At 42.7% G+C, this 18,425-nt stretch carries 15 protein-coding genes and 1 pseudogene; 10 read left to right on the forward strand and 6 right to left on the reverse strand.

What is annotated here, in order from left to right; all coding sequences use genetic code 11:
• Positions 1 to 201: 201 nt before the first annotated feature.
• From KVT36_RS30865 to KVT36_RS30885, 5 genes are all read right to left on the reverse strand, one after another.
• Complete coding sequence (locus KVT36_RS30865; protein WP_217607279.1) at positions 202 to 687, reverse strand: hypothetical protein; 486 nt, start codon at positions 685 to 687, stop codon at positions 202 to 204.
• Position 688: 1 nt separating this feature from the next.
• Positions 689 to 5,173, reverse strand: a complete 4,485-nt coding sequence (locus tag KVT36_RS30870; RefSeq protein WP_217607280.1) for a DUF6443 domain-containing protein — start codon at positions 5,171 to 5,173, stop codon at positions 689 to 691.
• Between the two features lie 23 nt (positions 5,174 to 5,196).
• Positions 5,197 to 8,448, reverse strand: coding sequence for a hypothetical protein (locus KVT36_RS30875; protein ID WP_217607281.1), 3,252 nt, complete (start codon positions 8,446 to 8,448; stop codon positions 5,197 to 5,199).
• Positions 8,449 to 8,957: 509 nt separating this feature from the next.
• Positions 8,958 to 10,271: a hypothetical protein gene (locus KVT36_RS30880; RefSeq protein WP_217607282.1), complete on the reverse strand. Its 1,314-nt coding sequence runs from the start codon at positions 10,269 to 10,271 to the stop codon at positions 8,958 to 8,960.
• 104 nt (positions 10,272 to 10,375) lie between these two features.
• A complete protein-coding gene (locus tag KVT36_RS30885) occupies positions 10,376 to 11,824 on the reverse strand; it encodes a hypothetical protein (RefSeq protein WP_217607283.1) in 1,449 nt (482 codons plus the stop codon).
• 402 nt (positions 11,825 to 12,226) lie between these two features.
• On the opposite strand from KVT36_RS30885, the gene KVT36_RS30890 reads away from it, so the two are divergent.
• The 4 genes and pseudogenes from KVT36_RS30890 to KVT36_RS33325 all read left to right on the forward strand — a co-directional run.
• Complete coding sequence (locus KVT36_RS30890; RefSeq protein ID WP_217607284.1) at positions 12,227 to 12,754, forward strand: hypothetical protein; 528 nt, start codon at positions 12,227 to 12,229, stop codon at positions 12,752 to 12,754.
• A gap of 122 nt (positions 12,755 to 12,876) precedes the next feature.
• Positions 12,877 to 13,209 (forward strand): DUF4134 domain-containing protein, encoded by a 333-nt coding sequence (locus KVT36_RS30895; RefSeq protein WP_217607285.1) that lies wholly within the window; start codon positions 12,877 to 12,879, stop codon positions 13,207 to 13,209.
• Positions 13,210 to 13,218: 9 nt separating this feature from the next.
• Complete coding sequence (locus KVT36_RS30900; RefSeq protein ID WP_217607286.1) at positions 13,219 to 13,587, forward strand: DUF4133 domain-containing protein; 369 nt, start codon at positions 13,219 to 13,221, stop codon at positions 13,585 to 13,587.
• A pseudogene (locus KVT36_RS33325) lies at positions 13,544 to 13,639 on the forward strand (DUF3875 domain-containing protein); the annotation flags it as partial. The gene KVT36_RS30900 and the pseudogene KVT36_RS33325, both read left to right, overlap by 44 nt.
• A gap of 428 nt (positions 13,640 to 14,067) precedes the next feature.
• Here KVT36_RS33325 and mobA read toward each other — a convergent pair.
• Positions 14,068 to 14,508, reverse strand: a complete 441-nt coding sequence (gene mobA, locus KVT36_RS30905) for a conjugal transfer protein MobA (RefSeq protein ID WP_217607287.1) — start codon at positions 14,506 to 14,508, stop codon at positions 14,068 to 14,070.
• A 722-nt stretch (positions 14,509 to 15,230) separates the two neighbouring features.
• Here mobA and KVT36_RS30910 point away from each other — a divergent pair.
• The 6 genes from KVT36_RS30910 (at position 15,231) to KVT36_RS30935 (ending at position 18,378) form a co-directional block, all read left to right on the forward strand.
• Complete coding sequence (locus KVT36_RS30910; protein ID WP_254640274.1) at positions 15,231 to 15,833, forward strand: ParA family protein; 603 nt, start codon at positions 15,231 to 15,233, stop codon at positions 15,831 to 15,833.
• Between the two features lie 170 nt (positions 15,834 to 16,003).
• Positions 16,004 to 16,411, forward strand: coding sequence for a DUF3408 domain-containing protein (locus KVT36_RS30915; protein ID WP_217607288.1), 408 nt, complete (start codon positions 16,004 to 16,006; stop codon positions 16,409 to 16,411).
• A 130-nt stretch (positions 16,412 to 16,541) separates the two neighbouring features.
• Positions 16,542 to 16,796, forward strand: coding sequence for a DUF3408 domain-containing protein (locus tag KVT36_RS30920; RefSeq protein WP_217607289.1), 255 nt, complete (start codon positions 16,542 to 16,544; stop codon positions 16,794 to 16,796).
• Positions 16,738 to 17,370 carry a conjugal transfer protein TraD gene (locus KVT36_RS30925; protein ID WP_217607290.1) on the forward strand — a complete coding sequence of 211 codons (633 nt, stop codon included), beginning with the start codon at positions 16,738 to 16,740 and terminating at the stop codon, positions 17,368 to 17,370. Before KVT36_RS30920 ends, KVT36_RS30925 begins: the two co-directional genes overlap by 59 nt.
• Positions 17,371 to 17,447: 77 nt before the next feature.
• On the forward strand, positions 17,448 to 17,762 hold the full coding sequence (locus tag KVT36_RS30930) for a hypothetical protein (protein ID WP_217607291.1): 315 nt from the start codon (positions 17,448 to 17,450) through the stop codon (positions 17,760 to 17,762).
• Positions 17,763 to 17,955: 193 nt separating this feature from the next.
• Positions 17,956 to 18,378 (forward strand): transposase, encoded by a 423-nt coding sequence (locus KVT36_RS30935; RefSeq protein ID WP_217607292.1) that lies wholly within the window; start codon positions 17,956 to 17,958, stop codon positions 18,376 to 18,378.
• The last annotated feature ends 47 nt before the right edge of the window (positions 18,379 to 18,425 follow it).

The following is an 18,425-nucleotide window of genomic DNA, read 5'->3' on the forward strand; positions in this document are numbered from 1 at the left end:
GGCATCGCTTAGATTTGAATGTCTAATGTATGCCAACTGCCGTGATGCTAAAATATGTATTTGCTCGTGGGGATACGATGATTCCAAAATACAGTAATGCTTGATGCTCTTATTGCTTGATGAAGCCACAGGGTATATATAAAAATGCAAGAGCCACAGGTACAGTGCACTCCTGTGGCTCTCTAAATAGCTTTTTTAGATTTAGGCAAAGTCATTGACGAAAAAAAACTTAATGTCCTCGATATCCTTTCCAACAACGATATTTGGCAGTATTTCTTGTACGCTACTATCGTTATTATTAATAATAAGAGGTATTGATGGTTTGGCCTTTAATTCGTATTTAAAATCAAAATAATTATTTAATTCTGTCTTATCAAAATAGTAAAATCCTCTGGAGACCATAAAATATAAATCCTTTAAATAAGTCTCCCTTTGTTCTTTAGTATATTTTTCTACCTTATCTAGAATATGCTTCTCGATAATTATGTTATTTGATAATACCGGCAAGGCCCGAAAATAAGCTATCATTTTCTCTAATCTATTCATATCAGCAACAACAGGGTCAGGTAATAAGCCTCCGGCTGAAGCCACAACAGCCATTTTCCCGAACATATCTATAAAGTACCAATCGGTATCAATCCCTGATTCGACTGCAGCTTTTTCAATTAATCTTTTCTCTGTATACATATTATTCAATGTTAAATATTACCTTACAATTATCACAAGTTGGTATTGCTTCCCCAGTGCGAGGTCTAATAGCTGGGGTAAACTTTATATCGCCAGGCTTTAGTGCAGGGTTGTTTAGCATCAATTGGTTACCTGTCTGAAATTCACCGCAACAACCAACGACATTACCAGCATTTTTAGCTCCAACTCCTCCAACTTTTTTAGCAGCGTTAAATAGATTAGGTGCAATAACTGATGGAATTTTGCCGCTTGTTCCTATTATTTGCTGTCCATCAGTCGCGACGGCACCAATTACAGACGCAGGCGCTTGTCCCTTTTGTATCAGCTCCGATGCAGTACTTACGACCTCTTCTGTAAGCGCTGCTGCCTTAGCACTGGCAACCGCACGTTTTATTGATGTTACAGCTCTCCCTGCTCCTTCTGTTGCTGCCACAAGTAATGCATCTGCTCCGGTTTCTCCTACAACCTTACCTGCTCCGTATGTCCCCTCAGTCGCAATAGTCTGAGCTTTATTTGCCAAGCTAATTGCAATTCCTGACGCTCCCATAGTTGCAGTATTCAACGCATTATTTAAAAGCGCTTTAGAGGACACCAAAGCCTTAGCCGTTTCAACAGGATTAGTAACGGCATGGCCAATATTTTTAAAGTAACCAACAAACCCTGCTTTCACTCCTTGAAAAAATCCTCTTTTATTAGGGTCGTCTCCTTCGTCGCCTAAAAAGTCATTATACCGTATCGGGTTGTCATAGTTAGAAGCATATGGCGACCAAGCTTCCATACTTTCTATTTTAGGATCTATCTGGTTCCATCTGCCTATTTGAGGATCAAGATTTCTGTAAAATGCATCGTAAACATCTAAATCAAGTTCTGACGTAAATTCTATACCATTATACTTCTTCCTATTCACCAGCTTCTCCGGCAACGCATTCGCACTTATCCCCGCCATCGTTAACCCAAACGGATAATAGTGCGTCTCCTCCAACAACGGCCCGGTTATATCCTGTACCACTACATTATCAAAGAACACATCCTGTGCTGTTTCATTGCTGGTATATACATACAAGAAACCGCTTTTCTCAATCGGCATCTTGTCTACCGCCAGGGTCTGCAGCTCGTCCGGCTCGCCTTTTACCTGCCGTACGCCACTATTCTGATCTACTAAGTTAAACTGATCATCGAATAATGCAAAATTCAGATAGGCTTTTGGTTTATCCTGTTGGTTCTGATCAGCGTCTTTTTCCTTTAAACGCTGATAATCATTGCTATTAAAGTTCATGAATGGGGAAAGGTTCTCCGCCTGGCGGGCGGCATGCGAAGCGCTGGAAGCGTCCGTTCCACCGAAGACTTGTAACAGGGAAGCCACCATATCTTCCGGGGAAACGGTTTTATTGTCTTTAGGGCCGGTGGACTTATAAAATGCACGGGCGCCTATTTGAATGGTATCGCCGGCCATTACTCTTAACACCAGTGAAGGACCGATCTTCTTCCCACCATCTTTGGCATTTAACTTAGCCACATCATGGTTATCGGGTGTCGTTTCATCCTGCGGATAACCTACCGGTTTGGTCGTACGGGTTTCATCCAGGTTGCTGAACAAGGCTGTTTCTGTGGGAGCTTGTTCTGTTTCCATAGTGGCAGCGTACATGCTGAAGTCCGTTTGCTCGGTTAGTACCGTTCTTACGTTACCCAGGTGATCTTTTAGGAAGTAGTCATATACGTAAGATACCGGTGTGGCATTCTTAAACACCGTACGGATACGTCCTTCTTCATGGCTTACAAATTGCAAGGTGTCATTCTGGTATACAAAGCCGCCTATATAAGTAGTTGTGGTAACCTTGGTGGGCGTGCTTGTATTGTCCGTTACTACCTTCTTCAACTTATTGCCGGCGGCGTCATACTGGTATTGAATGCTTCCCTTACTGGCAATAGTTATATTTTCCGGCAGGTTAAGGTGATTATAGAGGATGGTATCTATATTCTTATTCCGGTCTTTTGTCAGATTGCCATTGACATCATATTCATAATCATCCCCGGTATTGGTGCCGTTTATAAAGTCGCCTAACTTAGCGGTGGCGGTGGTACTGGGATCTGCAACGGTAGCCAGCTTGTTACTGGTATTGGTGTTTTTATAGCCATAGGTCAGCTGGTCTATGGGAGCTATGCCTCCACTTACCATGCCCTTTTGTGTCATGGTACCAAGATTACCATTGGCATCATAGGTTATCCCGCTTACAGAAAAGTTCATCTGATCGGCAGTCCAGTTAGTGCTGCCGCTGTTCTGTTGGGTATAGTCAGCTACGGTTAAACGGTTCGCATTGTCATAGTTGTAACCGTATGCCCGCTGGATGCCGTTGCTTTTACTCTTCCATTTGTTGCCGGATATGTTGCCATTGTATTGATTGGTAACAAAGCCATAATCGTAACTTAATTCCTGGCCGAACCAGTTGCTGGCGTTGCCGGGAGTGGTTACAAAACTTTTATTGATACTTTTCAGCCAGCCGCGCAGGTTATACTCATAGTTCAGTGTTTCCAGCTGAGAGGTATTTACTACACCCAGGCGTTTGCTTTTTAACTGCCCTAACTCATCATAGGCATTCTCTACTATTACTTTAGGAGTGCCGGTATCATTGATCTGTTTTTTTATGGTTTTCAGCCTGCCTGCTGCATCATAGAGGTTTTGTGTCATCACCATGGTATTGGCTGTTACACCGCTTCGTAGGTTATTATGACGAACATAAGTGCTGAGCAGCTTCCCGCTAAAATCATACAAACTGGTAACTACATCTTTGCCACCGCTTACATTGTCCGAGATCGTTTGTAAAGTCCGGCCTTTGTCCGTATAATAAATAGTCGTGGTGAGCCATTGACCGGTGCCTAACACTCTTATCTTACTGCCGGTTACCAGGCCTTTGGTCATGTTACTGGTGCTGGTAATTACTTCTGCATAAGAACTACCTGAGTATTGTGGTTTAAGAAAATCATTAACAGGATCTTGCTTGCCCGTAAAGCCATAGTTATCGTAAAAAGTGTAGGTCAGCGGGGTTAATGAGCTGGTGGGGATATTGGGTAAAGGGTTGGTGACAGTAATATTGGTGATCCCCTGGTTGGAAGATGGATTGATCTCTGCCAGCATTTCGCCGGTACCAGAATCAAAGCCGTTCTCGAAAGTGATGCTGTTGGTGGCTTCATATTCGGGCCGGCCATCATGAGAGGCTACTACCATATCTGCTACACCAGGAAAGGTGTAGCTGATGCTTTGGGTATTGGAGGTGGCGCTGTTCATGTTGGTTTGCAGGGCATCACGGGTGGAGGCGGAATTGTATAAGGCCGTCATAGTTGGGCGGTTTAATCCATCGTAAAAGGTAACCAGCCACTGGTTTTTGCCTTTCAGGTTACCATCGCGGCTGAACACTAACCGGTCCCGCACATCGTATACCATTTCAGTGGAATCTGCTCCGGGTACTTTTTTCATGATCATCCGGTTACGGCCGTCGTAACGGTAAAAGAAACAAAGCTCTTTAGCGGTAGTGGCATCAATTACCCAGTTATTGCCGGCACCGCCACCACTGCTGCCGATTATTATTCCAATTGCTTTGGGGGGTATTACACAACGCAAATTACCCAGGTCGTCATACACGTAATAAGTGCATAACCAGCCGGTATGGCCGTCTGCTGCGCCTGCGGTTAGTTCTACTTTCTTAAGTACAACACGGTCTTCCTTATCCTTAAATTCTACTACGCGCAGACCTCGTTCGTCTTTCGTGATATTTTTATATAGCTGCCCGGCAGCATATACCTGGTTAGCGGCACTAGTAGGGATAACGCCGGTAGGAATGCTCCATATGCGGACAGCATCTGCTGTTGTATTTACCTGGTATTGCAGTTCTATGGGTTTGTCTCCTCTACTATTTCCCTTTGCCCAGCTGTTACCAGGGGCATAAGTTTTTAGTACCCGGTTCAGGGGCGATGCTTCATACTCGGTTTGTCCATAGTAAATGGTCTCTCCAACTGCTCCTGGCGCTAATGCTGCATCCTGGTAAAACCCTTTCTGTCCGTTAAATGGATCTGTTTTAAATTTCCCATCATTGGTATTCCCACTTTTGGGTACATAGGGCAGATACTTATATTGTTCACGCCCGTACGCATCGTATACCACCGGTGCTACCAGGTCTTTTCCGCCGGGAGTAAGCGCCCTGGTGACTGTTTGCAATGGCCTGCCTAATCCATCAAAGTATTGGGTGCTCTGTTTTACTGCATTTACATCCGTGGATGACCTTACTGCTGCCGTATCTGAAGAAGGCATGCTGGGTTCCCAGGCGCGGATATAATTAATTGTTGTATTGGTATAGCTGCCTGGTGTTGTAACAGCCGTGGCTGTTGGCCGGGTGCTGGTGTCGGGTTTATTCTGGGCGAATAACGAATGTCCTGCTCCCAACAATGCCAGCCCTGTGCTTGCTTTAAGTATATATGATATAATTGATCTCATGTGTGTTCTTTTAGGAAAACTAATTACTGGGTAATAGGCTTCTGAAATTGGTAATCATATTGCTTCAGGATCTTTCCATTCTGGTCTTTTACCAGTTTTAACCTGCCAAAACCATCATATTCATAATAAATGGTAGCTCCGCGGGAATCTGTTTCACTGGTAATACCTAATAATGGGGCGTAAGTATAGGTCGTAACCAGGGCATTAGGTAGGTTAATTCGTATGTTGTCAAGCTCGGCCCGCATCTGAGAATCTGTCGTAGACATGTTATCCAAAATGCTTTGAGTAATATATTGGCTGGCATTAGTATAGCTGCTTCCCACAATTTTGGCTACCGGATATTGAGATTTATATCCCCAGATATATGATGTTATTACATCGTTGTCCATTGATACAGAACGTATATTACCCTTGTTACTATACTCATGATAGCGCATCCGGGTTTCAATTGGAAGGCTTCCAATCCTGATCTGATTGGTTTGAGGTACATATACATTTGTGTAAGGGTTATAATAGTTCTTTTTGGTCAGTAATATCTGCACGTTATCTTTTAATTGTATCTCTTCAATGACCGGATTAATAATATGCGAGTTTCCCATCGCCTGGTATATCCCATTAGGATCATTTACGCCACCTAGCATATCTTTAGGATAGTTGTATTGCTTTCTAAGGGTGTTACCTTTACTGTTAACCACTTGTTGAGCCTTTACATAAAAGTTAACCGGATCATATTCGTAATTTACCGTAGTTTGCAGTACACCCCCTGTAGCATCATATTCATAAGTAGTTGTTTTTTCTAAATCAACTCTTCCTGCATCCGGATAAAAGTTAACACCTAAGTTATAAAGCGGCCGCGGGCCTTGATTTGACCAAAAATCCCCATACCCGCTTTGAATTCCCAGGTACAAAAATTTAACCGGTGCTGTTGAAACAGATCTAAAATTATCAAAACGGGTGGGGCTATTATAGAACATATCAGTTGTATATTTATAACTATTCTCTGTTTTCCTAATCAAAAAATTACTGTTATCATAGATAAGTTCTTTCTGTAATAGCCCATACTTCCAATCAGAATAGCGAGGTGGAGCAAACGGATATGGTTTGTCTGTTAAAACAGGATGATCTGAAAAAGTAGTAAAAAACCGTTCAGTCCTGCCTAAGTAGCTCCCATTTCCTGACGTTCTCTCTACTACTCTTTTATAGGTCACAGGGCTTCCGTTTACATTAGCAAGCGCATATATAGAAGAACTGGACCTGGTAATAAATGGAAAGCGCGGGGAATACGGTTCGATATAATCAGGTGGAATAGCTATAGTTGTTCTAAAATCATATTCTACTACATTAGAGTACACCGGATATACTCCTAATGTACCAGAAGATTTTCCGTCCTCCATAGTGTACTCATATTCCGTTACCAAGGCCGGGATGCTTGAGTTATTATCATAATGAGATATTTTCTTTGCGCGTAAACCACCAACACACAATTCCGCATATCCCACGGTAAAGGGCACAGGATTCTGCTTCCTGGTTTCTCTCCAGCTTACACCAATAAAGCCGTTATAATTTTGCAGCCCCATTGTGCCTGCACTAAGCGTATATGTCTGTGTAGGAACAAGATTTGCTACGGTAAATGATTTACTGGGTGGAACACCCGTAGCTGGAACGGGGATCTCGAAGTAATTTATCGTGTTGCCAGAAGCATCCTTGAGATAAACATAAACCATACAGGATCCTGAGCATTGTCCGCTTCCTGTTAATGAGAAGGTAATATCTGTTGTGCCATTTGGGTCACCCTTATAAGGAAACGTTGCCGTAGTTGTGGTGCCACTTTTACAACTGAAGGAAATAGATGAATCCCTGAATTTTGATAATACTTCCAACTTGTGGATTAACCTTTCGTCCTCCGCCTTATTAACCTCCATATCGAAAATAGTGTACCCTTTCGTTGGATAAATGATCTTACTTAAAGAACCATTCAAGCAAAGTACAGAATCAGTTGCTCTTGTACCACCTGGAAGATACACATATCCTACATCCTCACCTATGCTACCTATTGGCCCAGCCAAATATTCCTCGGGAAAAAAGGAAGTAGTTGAGTTGTTATTAAAAAAGCCCCAATGATCCTGCCGGAGACTTAACCTGTCGGGTAATGTGCCCCTGTATTCTAATTCATAAGGGGTGTCTTCCGTTTCACTGGCACCCGAAAAAGGTATAGCTTTTTTCAGGGTGAGCCTGTTCAATGAGTAATCATACAATAGCTTATAACCTCTTTTAGAAATTCCATCACTGATTGAGATCTTTTCCAGCGCATAATCGCCAGGCAGATCACCTCTTGTTGTATTGCTGTATATAAAAGACATTTCTGCATTATTGGGAAACGTAATTTTTTTAAGCCTTTTACCATTTATCTTCTGCCCTATTGAAGTAGCCTGATATGGCTTTGAGGGTAGTGCACTTGTTGCAGAAAAGCTTATAGAAGCACTGCTTGCCACCGCATATTCATAACTGGTATTTTCATAATCAAGCTTTATTGTATCAAGACCTGCAGGCGAAATAACACGAGTTAGATACCAGGAAGAATTATATGTTGAATGATAAGCCAAATTGTAAGCAAGAGTTGATTCAATAGCTTCAAAAGCATATTTATACCCTGCTTCATCTGTTAGTATAAACTTCACAATATTCCCGGACTGGATTTCTTTTTCTACTTTCACTTGCTGCATAGAAAGCATTAAGAAATCATTATTTTTTCCGAGCATGAACTTTCCTGTATGTCCATTAAAGTTAAAATTGAAAATATCGTTTTGTCCGTCCAGTTGATCATTGGAAATTAAGCCATAAGATCGGCCCGAAGGGTCAGCTCCGGCATTTCCATCCGTTGGAGACTGTGGGAGTGTGGAGTACAGAAAGCCGTAATCTTCTACTTCATCTGCTATACCTCTTAATGTTCTTGTAACTACTCCACCGGCATTTAACGCCCAACCTATTCCTACATTAGACGCCATTTCATCTACCCGTACGCCGCCTGCATGGTAATCCAGGGAGACTGACAGTTTTAATTCATTTGTTTTACTTTCATAATTAAATACAGGAATTGTAATTTGTGGAATCCCGGTTGATGGCCCTACTGGTATATCGCCAAATTTTCCTAATGCTGCTGCATTGGGGGAAGGAGGGATTATGTTTTCTATGCCTGGATTTAACTTTACATTAGTCTGGGCTGTTACCCTGATGGTAAGGAATATAAAAAGCCATGACCTTATTATTATTTTCATTCCAAATATGTTTTAAATTTTTATCTAGCTGCTGTCCGCGCTTATTTTTTTGACAAACTGTTTCAATCAAGGTTATTCCTTCTTAAGAAAAAGTAGTCTTGACCGGTAGCCGCATCTTTTGCCTGCGGCTGTGTGCCCGGAACTGCGGGCTATTAACATAACTTCCGGGCATGTTATATATTTCCAGCTACTGGTTTGGGAAGCCGCGGAAAGTGCATGCTGGCATGCGATAAGGCGGTGATTGTGATCCTGGCAGTCTCTGCCAGGTTGATATCATTCTTCATAAAACTTATATAGTTATATGTTTATACTTTCTAATAAGGTTTACATCATACACACCAAATCTTAGCAATGAGCTGATGTTAGGCGCTTTTGGAAGTATTTTAGGTAAATAACGGGTACCTTGTGTACTAACGAATTTGCAGGGTAGCAATAAAAGGGTTAAGATAACTATAACAGTATAGTTGATTATTTTCATCGGAGTTCCACTTTAGGTGCTTACTGAATGATCATTTTTTTTCCAATTTCTCCATTCGTTCCAGCAGCTCGTTGTGCTGCTGTTTCATTTCGCTGTTCTCCTTTTTGAGATCAATGAGATACAAGGTGAGCTCCTCTATCTTTTGCAGCAACTTTTTATTCATATCTCCTAGGTCAAATCCATCTTTAGCTACTTCGTCTGCGGACGGCATGTCAGGCAGATGTTTGTTTTCATTGATATATTTAGCCAGGTCAGAAAGTGACATTAAAGAATAATCACGTTCAAAAACATAATCCGGCCAGTTGGCATATGCTTCTACTTTAGCGCGGGTGAATATTGCGGAGCCATTCACCGCAAGTTTGTAGCCTTTGGTGTCTGTCGTACCTATGCCTACATCGCCATCAGCTTGAACGGTAACAAGGTTCTGCCCTGCATTAGCTATCGCCAAAACATTACTTTTGGTCAATGCAGAGGCAGTTTTAGTTCTGCCATCAAGCACAACCGCCGCGTAGCCAGCGTCAGTGCCAGAAGGTACAATGTCCTCTGCCTGGCCGGTAATATAAAGCCCCAATGGCCTTCCAGGTGTCTTAGCACGTCCAACAATATTGGGTATGAAACTCCCTGTCCCCAGGGTACCGTTAGAGAAATCTAAGAATCCTTCCGCTGGCAGAACATTGGACTGGGTGAATTTGCCAAAGACGGTACCTTGTGTTGCATCAACATGAAGCTTAGCAAGCGCAGTATCAGTTCCGACACCGATCGATCCTCCAAAGTAATTTTGAGTGGTTCCATTAAAGTACGCTGAGTTATTGTATGTCATACCATAACTATTCACATATGGATCGATAGTGGTCTTATATGAGTGGGACGGTCCGTTGGGTTCCTGATAGGGCAACGCATTCTGAACATCGTCGTAGACAAGCGGATTAACTGCATAGTTGGATTGATACGAATAGGTAGTGGTCCCACCTCGTAACCAAACCAAAAACCGCCTGGTAGAATTGGAAACGGCAGCATCACGCCAGCCAGCAATAAAAACATAATATGCTCCAGGAGCCTGACGTAGATCAACGTCCATAAAATTGGACCCATTACCCCAATTTGATGTATGGTACCGGAATCTGGCTATCATCGAACCCTTAGCGGAGCCGTCGCGGTGATACTCGGAGCGGCCGATTTCAAGCTCGGTAGCAAAGTTTTTCGACCATCCCGTACTATCGCTGAAAGAAACCGGGTACCATTTGGTGATATCTCCACCCACGGTTATGGTGCCACTCGTCTGGGCATAAATAAAAGACAATGGAGCAAAAGCTACCAGTAAAAATAGTAGAACACATTTTTTCATATTAATAAGGATTTATTATCTAAAAGGTTTCTATCACATGAGAAGAAGGGGTTAAAAAAACGATTATCCAAAAGTATTCCTGCACTACGCCTTCTATTTGCATTTTAAAAATTATATCCTAACCTTAGTTTTACAGGGTCCGTTCGAGGTATATGTTGATTGTATAAAAAATCATACAGCAAAATGATATTCCCTTTTAGCTTGCTGTTGATCTTATATTTTTTACTGATACCAACTAAGGCACTACCTTGCCAGTTGTCTATATTGTAGAGTTGTGCGCTATTCTGGAAGGAGGCAATATAGTTTTCCTCAAAGCCGCCATTCACAAAGATGGAACCTTTCAGTTTCCAATCCAGAAAGGAACGTAAACCGACACCCTGATGGGAAAACCTGATATTATCAAAGCCGGTACCCATACCTAATTTATAAGCGGCGCCCATGCCGGCAGTACCGTTCTTATGAAATTTATACGCCACCTGACCGGCAATGTCGCTGGTAGTAGGATAAAACTGCGTAGAACGCGCAAACTGCATGTTGCCACCAAATTCCAAACGTTGCAGAAAACTTTTTGTTTTCATTTCATTGGGCTTGAAGTTGGGCATATCGGCGGCATTGTCCAGGTCCGGAAATTTCTTTTTTAACTCGTCAAATTGTTCCCGTGCCTGCGACATTTGCTGGCTTACTGCCGCACGGGCGTCAGGCCCGCTACCACCCAAACGTTGTTGGATAAGCTGCTCTACCTGCGAGCGCGTTTGTAGTCCTGCCAGGCTTTGCGCAACATCATTGCCACCTGCAGAAAGATTAAACAGACCGGCTAATTGTGAGTGTTTACTTAGAAAGTCATTGTACGCAGGCAACCTTTTTAGAAGCTCCAGGGCTTTGGTTTCTGCCTTCTTCTTGTCTTTCAGCAGTTCTTTATATTCGCGCAGTTGTTGTCCATAGTAATAAGTCTCCTTATTATATTTCTTCAAATCATCCGCGAAGCCCGTGTATTGCGCGAGCTGCTCTTTCAGTTGCTGTCTACGCGACCGGATATAAGCTTTAATCTGGTCTGCCTGTTGGAATCTCGCCTGGAGATCCTGTACATTTTTTAGGGAACCGGATAATTTATCCTGCAGGGCTTTTGACTGCCCAGCAATACTTTTGGCATTGTTGAGGAATGATAAGGAGTTCTGTAGCGTGTCGAGATAGCCTGTACCCGATCCAGAAAGTGCTAATCCACTTACTTTCCCTTTGAATTTAGCGTTTAAAGCTCCCAACGAATCAATGGAGTGATTGAATATATTATTCGCTGCAACGGAATCTATCTTCGCAAGCTTCGCTCTCATCCCCGTTTCCTGCTTTTGCAGTCGATTCAAAGTTTTTAAGGAGTATTGATCGACTCGTTGTTGCATCCTGCGAGCCTTACCAGCAGTCTGGTCAAGGTATTTGGTAGGAAGATGTTGTATAACGCTATCCAAACGTTGATTGTCTTTTATCAACGACGAATCCTGGGCACAAACAGGCGATAGGTATAACAATAACATGAGCAGTGCCATGTAGTTGGGATACATAGATATACAGGGTAAAACACGACAATCTCAAATAACCTCCAGTGGGAAATTACTGTTAGACGGTACGGGTTAATGAAAATTTGTACTTCTTGAACCTAATTTTTTCAGGTGGGTCAACCTGTTGTTATAAAATCTGCATAAGGGGCGTTTCGACACGCACAACAATTTTATGATGCAAATCAAATAAAAATCTGATTAAAATAAAATTTTCTTCGCATAAACTTTTGTGTTAGTTATTAGACATTATCTAAATATTACAACTGACTCCATTTTGTTTTGACTTCACCGAAAGGCGTCTTTTATTTTTTCCGAGCCTCCGTCTCCACACTGAAACATCGCTTTCACGCAACCCCATCTTTGCTCAAGAATAACACGAAAAAATCATCAATTAAAATCTGTTTTATGCTGATCCAGAATAGTGTGATGGCAACGACGGCGGTGACCGTGATCGGGATACTGGGATTGTATTATTGGCTGGTATATCGTTTTGGCATCCTAAAATCCAAAGCGGAAAAAACCTCTCCGCTAAATGTAAACTACCCTAATGGCAACGCAGATGTCATTCCTCGTCATATCACAAAAACGGCAGCTGCTCCTATGGTACTGCCGCCGGCTGTTGAATCGACTTCCCTTGCCGAGCCGGAAGAGATTGATGACAGCGGCTTTGAAATCATTGCTGCAGAAGACATGACACTTTTAAAAGAAGCTGAACGTGTGGTGGACAAGATACAGGATTGTATCAATCATATCGCTACTGATCCTCCCAATCCAGAAGAAGTAAGCTCAAAAATAAAAGCCGTTATACAACCCTATTGTTTTTTCCAGGAAACCGAATACTACGATTCTATTAATACCTACATCGCCCTATCGGTGGAAAGAGATTGCGGTATCAAATTGACTCCTCAGGAAGTACAAGCCTGTTGGAATTAACCTAACTGACAGGGTTGGATTTGTGGTGGTGAAGCCCGTCTGCGTGCGCTGGAAATGTGCTGTTGATAAGCAGGCGGGCTCTTTTTGTCTTCAACTTTTCCAATAATAAAACGTGTTTGATTATGTGCAGAGTGGATTTGAAGGGAACAACACGTTTCCCCCGCAAGCTTTTATTGCTTGCGCTAATCAGTGGAGTTGCCCTATGCGCGAACGCCCAAGATGGTGTTAGAGGCATCGAGCAGGCAACTACCTTAATGAATGAGTATTTCAAAGCCGGTACCACATTGTTATATGTGATTGGGGCTGTGGTTGGGCTGGTAGGCGCCATTAAGGTGTATAATAAATGGTCCAGCGGTGACCAGGATACCAGCAAAGCTGCCAGCAGCTGGTTTGGCGCCTGCATCTTCCTGGTCATTGTTGCCACCGCGTTGAAAAGTTTTTTTGGTATTAGTTAATTCCAGGCAATGGGCGTTACTGTTTATACCATCAATAAAGGCATTAACCGCAGTATTGAGTTCAAGGGAATCAAGGCGCAGTACATTATCTACCTGGCTGCCGGCCTGCTACTACTGCTGATCATCTTTGCCCTCTTGTATGTCGTCGGTGTAAATACTTATGTCAGCCTTGGTATCATTATCCCGTCTGGTGTGGTACTATATAGCGCCGTGCAGCGGTTTAGCAAACGATTTGGTGAACATGGATTATTAAAGCACAACGCCCGCAAGCATCTTCCTGGCTTTGTCAGTGCCCGTTCCAGAAAGCTATTCATCCAATTAAGTGAGAAGGATTATGAGAAGAAAGAAAAAATTGGAAGACGTACTTCCCATCTATAAGATAGAAAACGATTATCTGCTCTCCCGGCAGGGAGATATTACACTGGCTTTTGAACTGCTGTTACCAGAGATCTTTACGCTTTCTACCAACGACTATGAAGCCTTGCACGCAGTTTGGGTAAAGGCTATACGGTTACTGCCGATATACAGCCTATTACACAAACAGGACTGGTTTATCAAAGCGACTTACGAAGCAGATTTCAGTAACCCTGATACCTCTTTTCTATCCAAATGCAGCGAGCTGCATTTTAACGAGCGGCCTTACCTGTCGCACAAGTGTTATCTGTATATTACCCAAAGACCGGCAAGCCGAAAACCTACCAGTGCGCTGGGTTCTACGCTGATTAGTTCCAGACTTGTTCCTTCCCAGACTATTGATACCCGTGAACTCAATGCCTTCATGGATAAAGTAGGGCAATTCGTCAAAATACTGAAGCGCACCAACAAGATTTTCACCATGACCAATTTTTGCTATCATGGCTACCCGTTTCTCTTCAAATGTTTTGTCTCATATTCTTCGGTGAGACGGATGATTTTCTGGCATAATGCAGCCATTTCTGCCGTCTGTTTTTCCAGTTTAAAAAGATATGCTGCTGCTTTCTTCTCTGAAAAGTGGCCATAAAGAAGCTTCACCACCTGGTTATAATTAACGCCAACTGCACGGAACTGGGCATACAAAGTGGTTAGCCGCATGTAATAATCCATCGCAGCCTTGTCGATTTTAACGGTCTTTATTGTCTTCTGAAAGATGCAGGCAGTAATAAAATGTGCCTTAACATCCATTCCCGATTGTTCAAATAAGGAAAGAAAACGGGCGTTTTCTTCCGCATTCAGTGATATAGAATACCTGAATACGGCGGGATCATTTTTAGGATTGCGGCCGCCGTATCTCCTTTTGGGTATGTTCTTCTTTTCGTCCATAAATATCCATTTATAATGTTTACAAATCCCCGACTTCGGAGGGGATTTCCAGCCCCCTGCAAGGGCAAGTTGTATTGTGCTGCGGAGAAGGATTCGAGCAGCTCAAAACACAACCTGCTCTGTTCCGGTGAACAAGAAATCCGCCCTGGGGGGCGGATTAATTGTACCAGGCAGAAAGCAGCCTTCAGCTGCTTCATATCCCGGCATGTGTGTTCATAATTTTCTTTCACTATCTGCGCTTTAAAAATGCTTTTACAAAGTAAAAGCTAAATCAGGGCAGCATTGCCATTGAAGATCGCACCAAATCGTGCCACTGAACGCCAAAGAAGGACAGCTTGGGGAAATCAGGTATATACATGCTTTTATTTGTACAGGAATTTGGTATTAGGTAAGTATATATGGCCATAGCTACATAGCCACCTAATTACAGAAGTAATCAAGCGGGCATATATAGAATTATGAGGCTACATGCAAAACGTGGTGAATAGGTACCCATTCAAATAAGCATCTGAAAATATACTTATGCTGGTCCCTTTTAGCATAAGTATATGATCACAGGTATAAAACAGGATGTATGCTTTTATGTCAATATCAATTTACAGATGCCGATGAAGTAATATATCACTGCTTACGCAGTTCCGTACACAACTCGGTAGGCAAATACATGAGTAATTAAGTGAGCATAAACATAGATACATTATTAATTAAAAACAGACATAAAGATGGACACAAAACACAAACCATTATTTGTTGCTTTTTCTACGCAAAAAGGTGGCGTTGGCAAATCAACATTTACCTCCCTGGTCGCCAGTATCCTGCACTATCGCTTAGGATACAATGTTGCCGTATTTGATTGTGACTTTCCACAGTATAGCCTCCTGCAAATGCGGGAGCGCGACCTGAAAGTTGTTATGCAAAATGAAGTGTATAAGCGGCTCGCTCATCAGCAATTCAGCAAGATCAACAAGAAAGCCTATCCGGTAATCCAATGCAAGGCGGAGAGCGCACTGCAGGAGGCCCAGGATTTTAGACGGAGATCAGCGGTGCCAGTTGATGTAGTATTCTTTGACCTGCCCGGAACGGTTAACACGCCTGGGGGCCTTACCACCTTAGCGGGAGTACATTATATCTTTTCTCCAATTACAGCAGACCGTGTAGTGATAGAAAGTGCACTGAGCTTTACAGACGTGCTTACCAATGTACTGATGAAGAAGGCGCAGACGGAAATTGAATCTATACGGCTTTTCTGGAACCAGGTAGACGGCAGGGAAAAAACAGCTTTATATGAAGTGTATGAGAAATTAATAGCGGATCTGGGCTTATAGTTAATGAAGACTCAAATCACAGACAGCAAGCGCTTTCGTAAAGAAGGTGTAACTACTGCGAAGGCCGTATTTCGCTCTACTTTGCTTCCCCCTGATGAAAAGCTGATGAAAGCCTGCCGATTGGATCTGTTTATGGATGAGTTTTTAAGGGCCGTGAAATTGTAAGCATTATGGAAAATCAGGATAAGAAAAAGCAGCAGCCGGTTATTGACGAAGCACGGCTGATGTCAATAATGGCGGGAGATGAAACGGCAACACCATCGTCTATAGAACCGGAAACCACCAGAGAGCCTACGGCAGAAAAACCGGCTGTAAAAGAAAGGGGCCGGATCAGAAAAAATTCAGAAGTGGACTACGAGAAACAATTTTTCAAAAATTCCGGTACAGCTGCAAGAAATGGGAAGTCGGTTTATATCCGACCGGAGTTTCATGAACGGCTGTCCCGTATTGTTCAGGTTATCGGGGAAGACAAACTGACCATCTATGCCTACCTGGATAATTTGCTGGAATATCACTTCCAGGAGTTCGGTGAAGACATCACGAAAAGTTTCAATAATAAATACAAACCCATTTTATAAATGCCATTATGGAAAGGAACAATAAAATCATCAACAAGCATGTTGCATCTCAACAGGCCGATAGCGGCAAAATCACTATCAGCAATACAGGGAAACGTAGCTATGGAACTTTATTCTTAAAAAATATTCAATGGCCCAAAGGGGCGACAAATGCATTTATGTCCGCCCGGAGTATCACGAACGTATATCGTGCATTGTCCAGGTCATCGGGTCTGGTGAAATTCCTTTGTATGCCTACCTGGATAACATCCTAAAACATCATTTTGATCTTTTTGAAGAAGACATCCTCAAAGATTTCGCCAAGATGAGCAAACCTCTTTTTAGTCATGGAAATAATAATTGTCATTTGCCTGTTGATTGTGATCGCGCTGTTGTTGCACGATAAGATCGTCATTAAAAAGGCTTTGCGTAAAGAAGAAAAGTCAGAACAAAAAAATCCCGAACTGCCAGATATAGTGGGCAGGCCAAAGAATGTAAAACGACTTGCCGTGCCAAAGGTTACCATTGAACGACAGGAAGAAGAGCCGGTTAAATTGGATAGTAACTTAGACTTAGAAATCGACGAAGAAGAATCGTGTTTAGTAATTCCGCAGAAAGAGTTGGATGAAGTATTCGCTGATGGGCCTGACTTTAATGAGGAAGAGGAAGAATGGCGCCGGTATGGAGAACCAAATGGTGAAGACGGGTTTGCCACAGGGGTTACCTTTGAAGAACTAAGCACTGTGGGGTCGCTGCTTCAGCAGGAAGTGCTGGAGCCCGCTTTGTACGAAAGAGCGGTGGATATAGTTCATAAAATACAGGGGACCGAGCTTTTCAGCCTTTTGGAAAGCTCCATGCCGGAAGCATCGCAGAAGATAGCCAGGTTGTTGGACCAGAGTGTGGGAAAGGGTACGGATTCCGGTTCTTCTACTATGCGGATGAAGGGTTTAGAAGATTTCAACATTGGGGAGTTTGTCTGATAGACAGCTTCCCTTTAGTTTGTCAGAATGTTTGTAGAATGGCCTAATCAAATACTTAGTTCAATTAAAAAATGGACATGAATAATTCAAAGAATGACCCTGATTTTTCATTTGAGGAATATAAAGGGTTTACAATCGCCAGCCACAAAAACAACACTGCTGAAGAGAACCTTGAAAACCTGATCATAGTTTATCCTCCGGGAGAATATCCAGAGCACGGGTATATTGTGGGGTTGGATGATTCAAAAGATTCTGATGGCAGAAGGTCAGTGCCCTGCAACCTGGAAGATGCAAGGAACTATATTGATTGGGTAACTAAATGCCGTCAGGAAAAAATGGCAGTAAAGCCTCAAATTTCCAAACAAAAGAACGGCAGAAAGCCAAGAATGTAAACAAAGTGTCCTAAACAACAAGCATAAAGCATCCGTGAGACGTACAACCAACTTGAGACACACTTAGTTTAGTTTTGCGGGTAGTGTTTAGATAACTGTGTAAAGGTTAGGATGGTAGGATTGAGAGCTCAGCAATAAATGTTAGCAGAGCTACCATCCGATAAAATCTTAACTTTAATTAATCAGTTATCTTATGGACAAGCTACAGCAGGCCATTCAAGAGGAACTGGCCAACCGCCTGAAGAGCGGAAAAATCAAATCCAGTAAAGATCTCTCCGATCTTTTCACAGAGATGTACCGGATGGGGATCCAGGAGATGCTCAAAGCGGAAATGGATGAGCATCTGGGTTACGAAAAACACGCTCCGGAAGGCGTGCAATACTCCAATAGTCGTAATGGGCATAGCCGTAAGAAAGTCAAATCTCAGTTAGGAGAAATACCATTAGAGGTTCCCAGGGACCGTGAAGGAACCTTTGAACCTCAGTTGGTACCTAAGCGAAGCCGGATTATGGCCGAGATCGAGGACAATGTGCTGTCTTTGTATACCCATGGAATGACGACTCGTGACATTGAAAGTCATGTACGGGTATCCCAACGGGCAACTGCATATATTTAAAACGGGGATAAGTATCTAATTTTGCCTTGTCTTCCAAATGTGAGGGA

The organism is Chitinophaga sp. GbtcB8, from assembly GCF_019091455.1.
Classification (GTDB): Bacteria; Bacteroidota; Bacteroidia; order Chitinophagales; family Chitinophagaceae; genus Chitinophaga.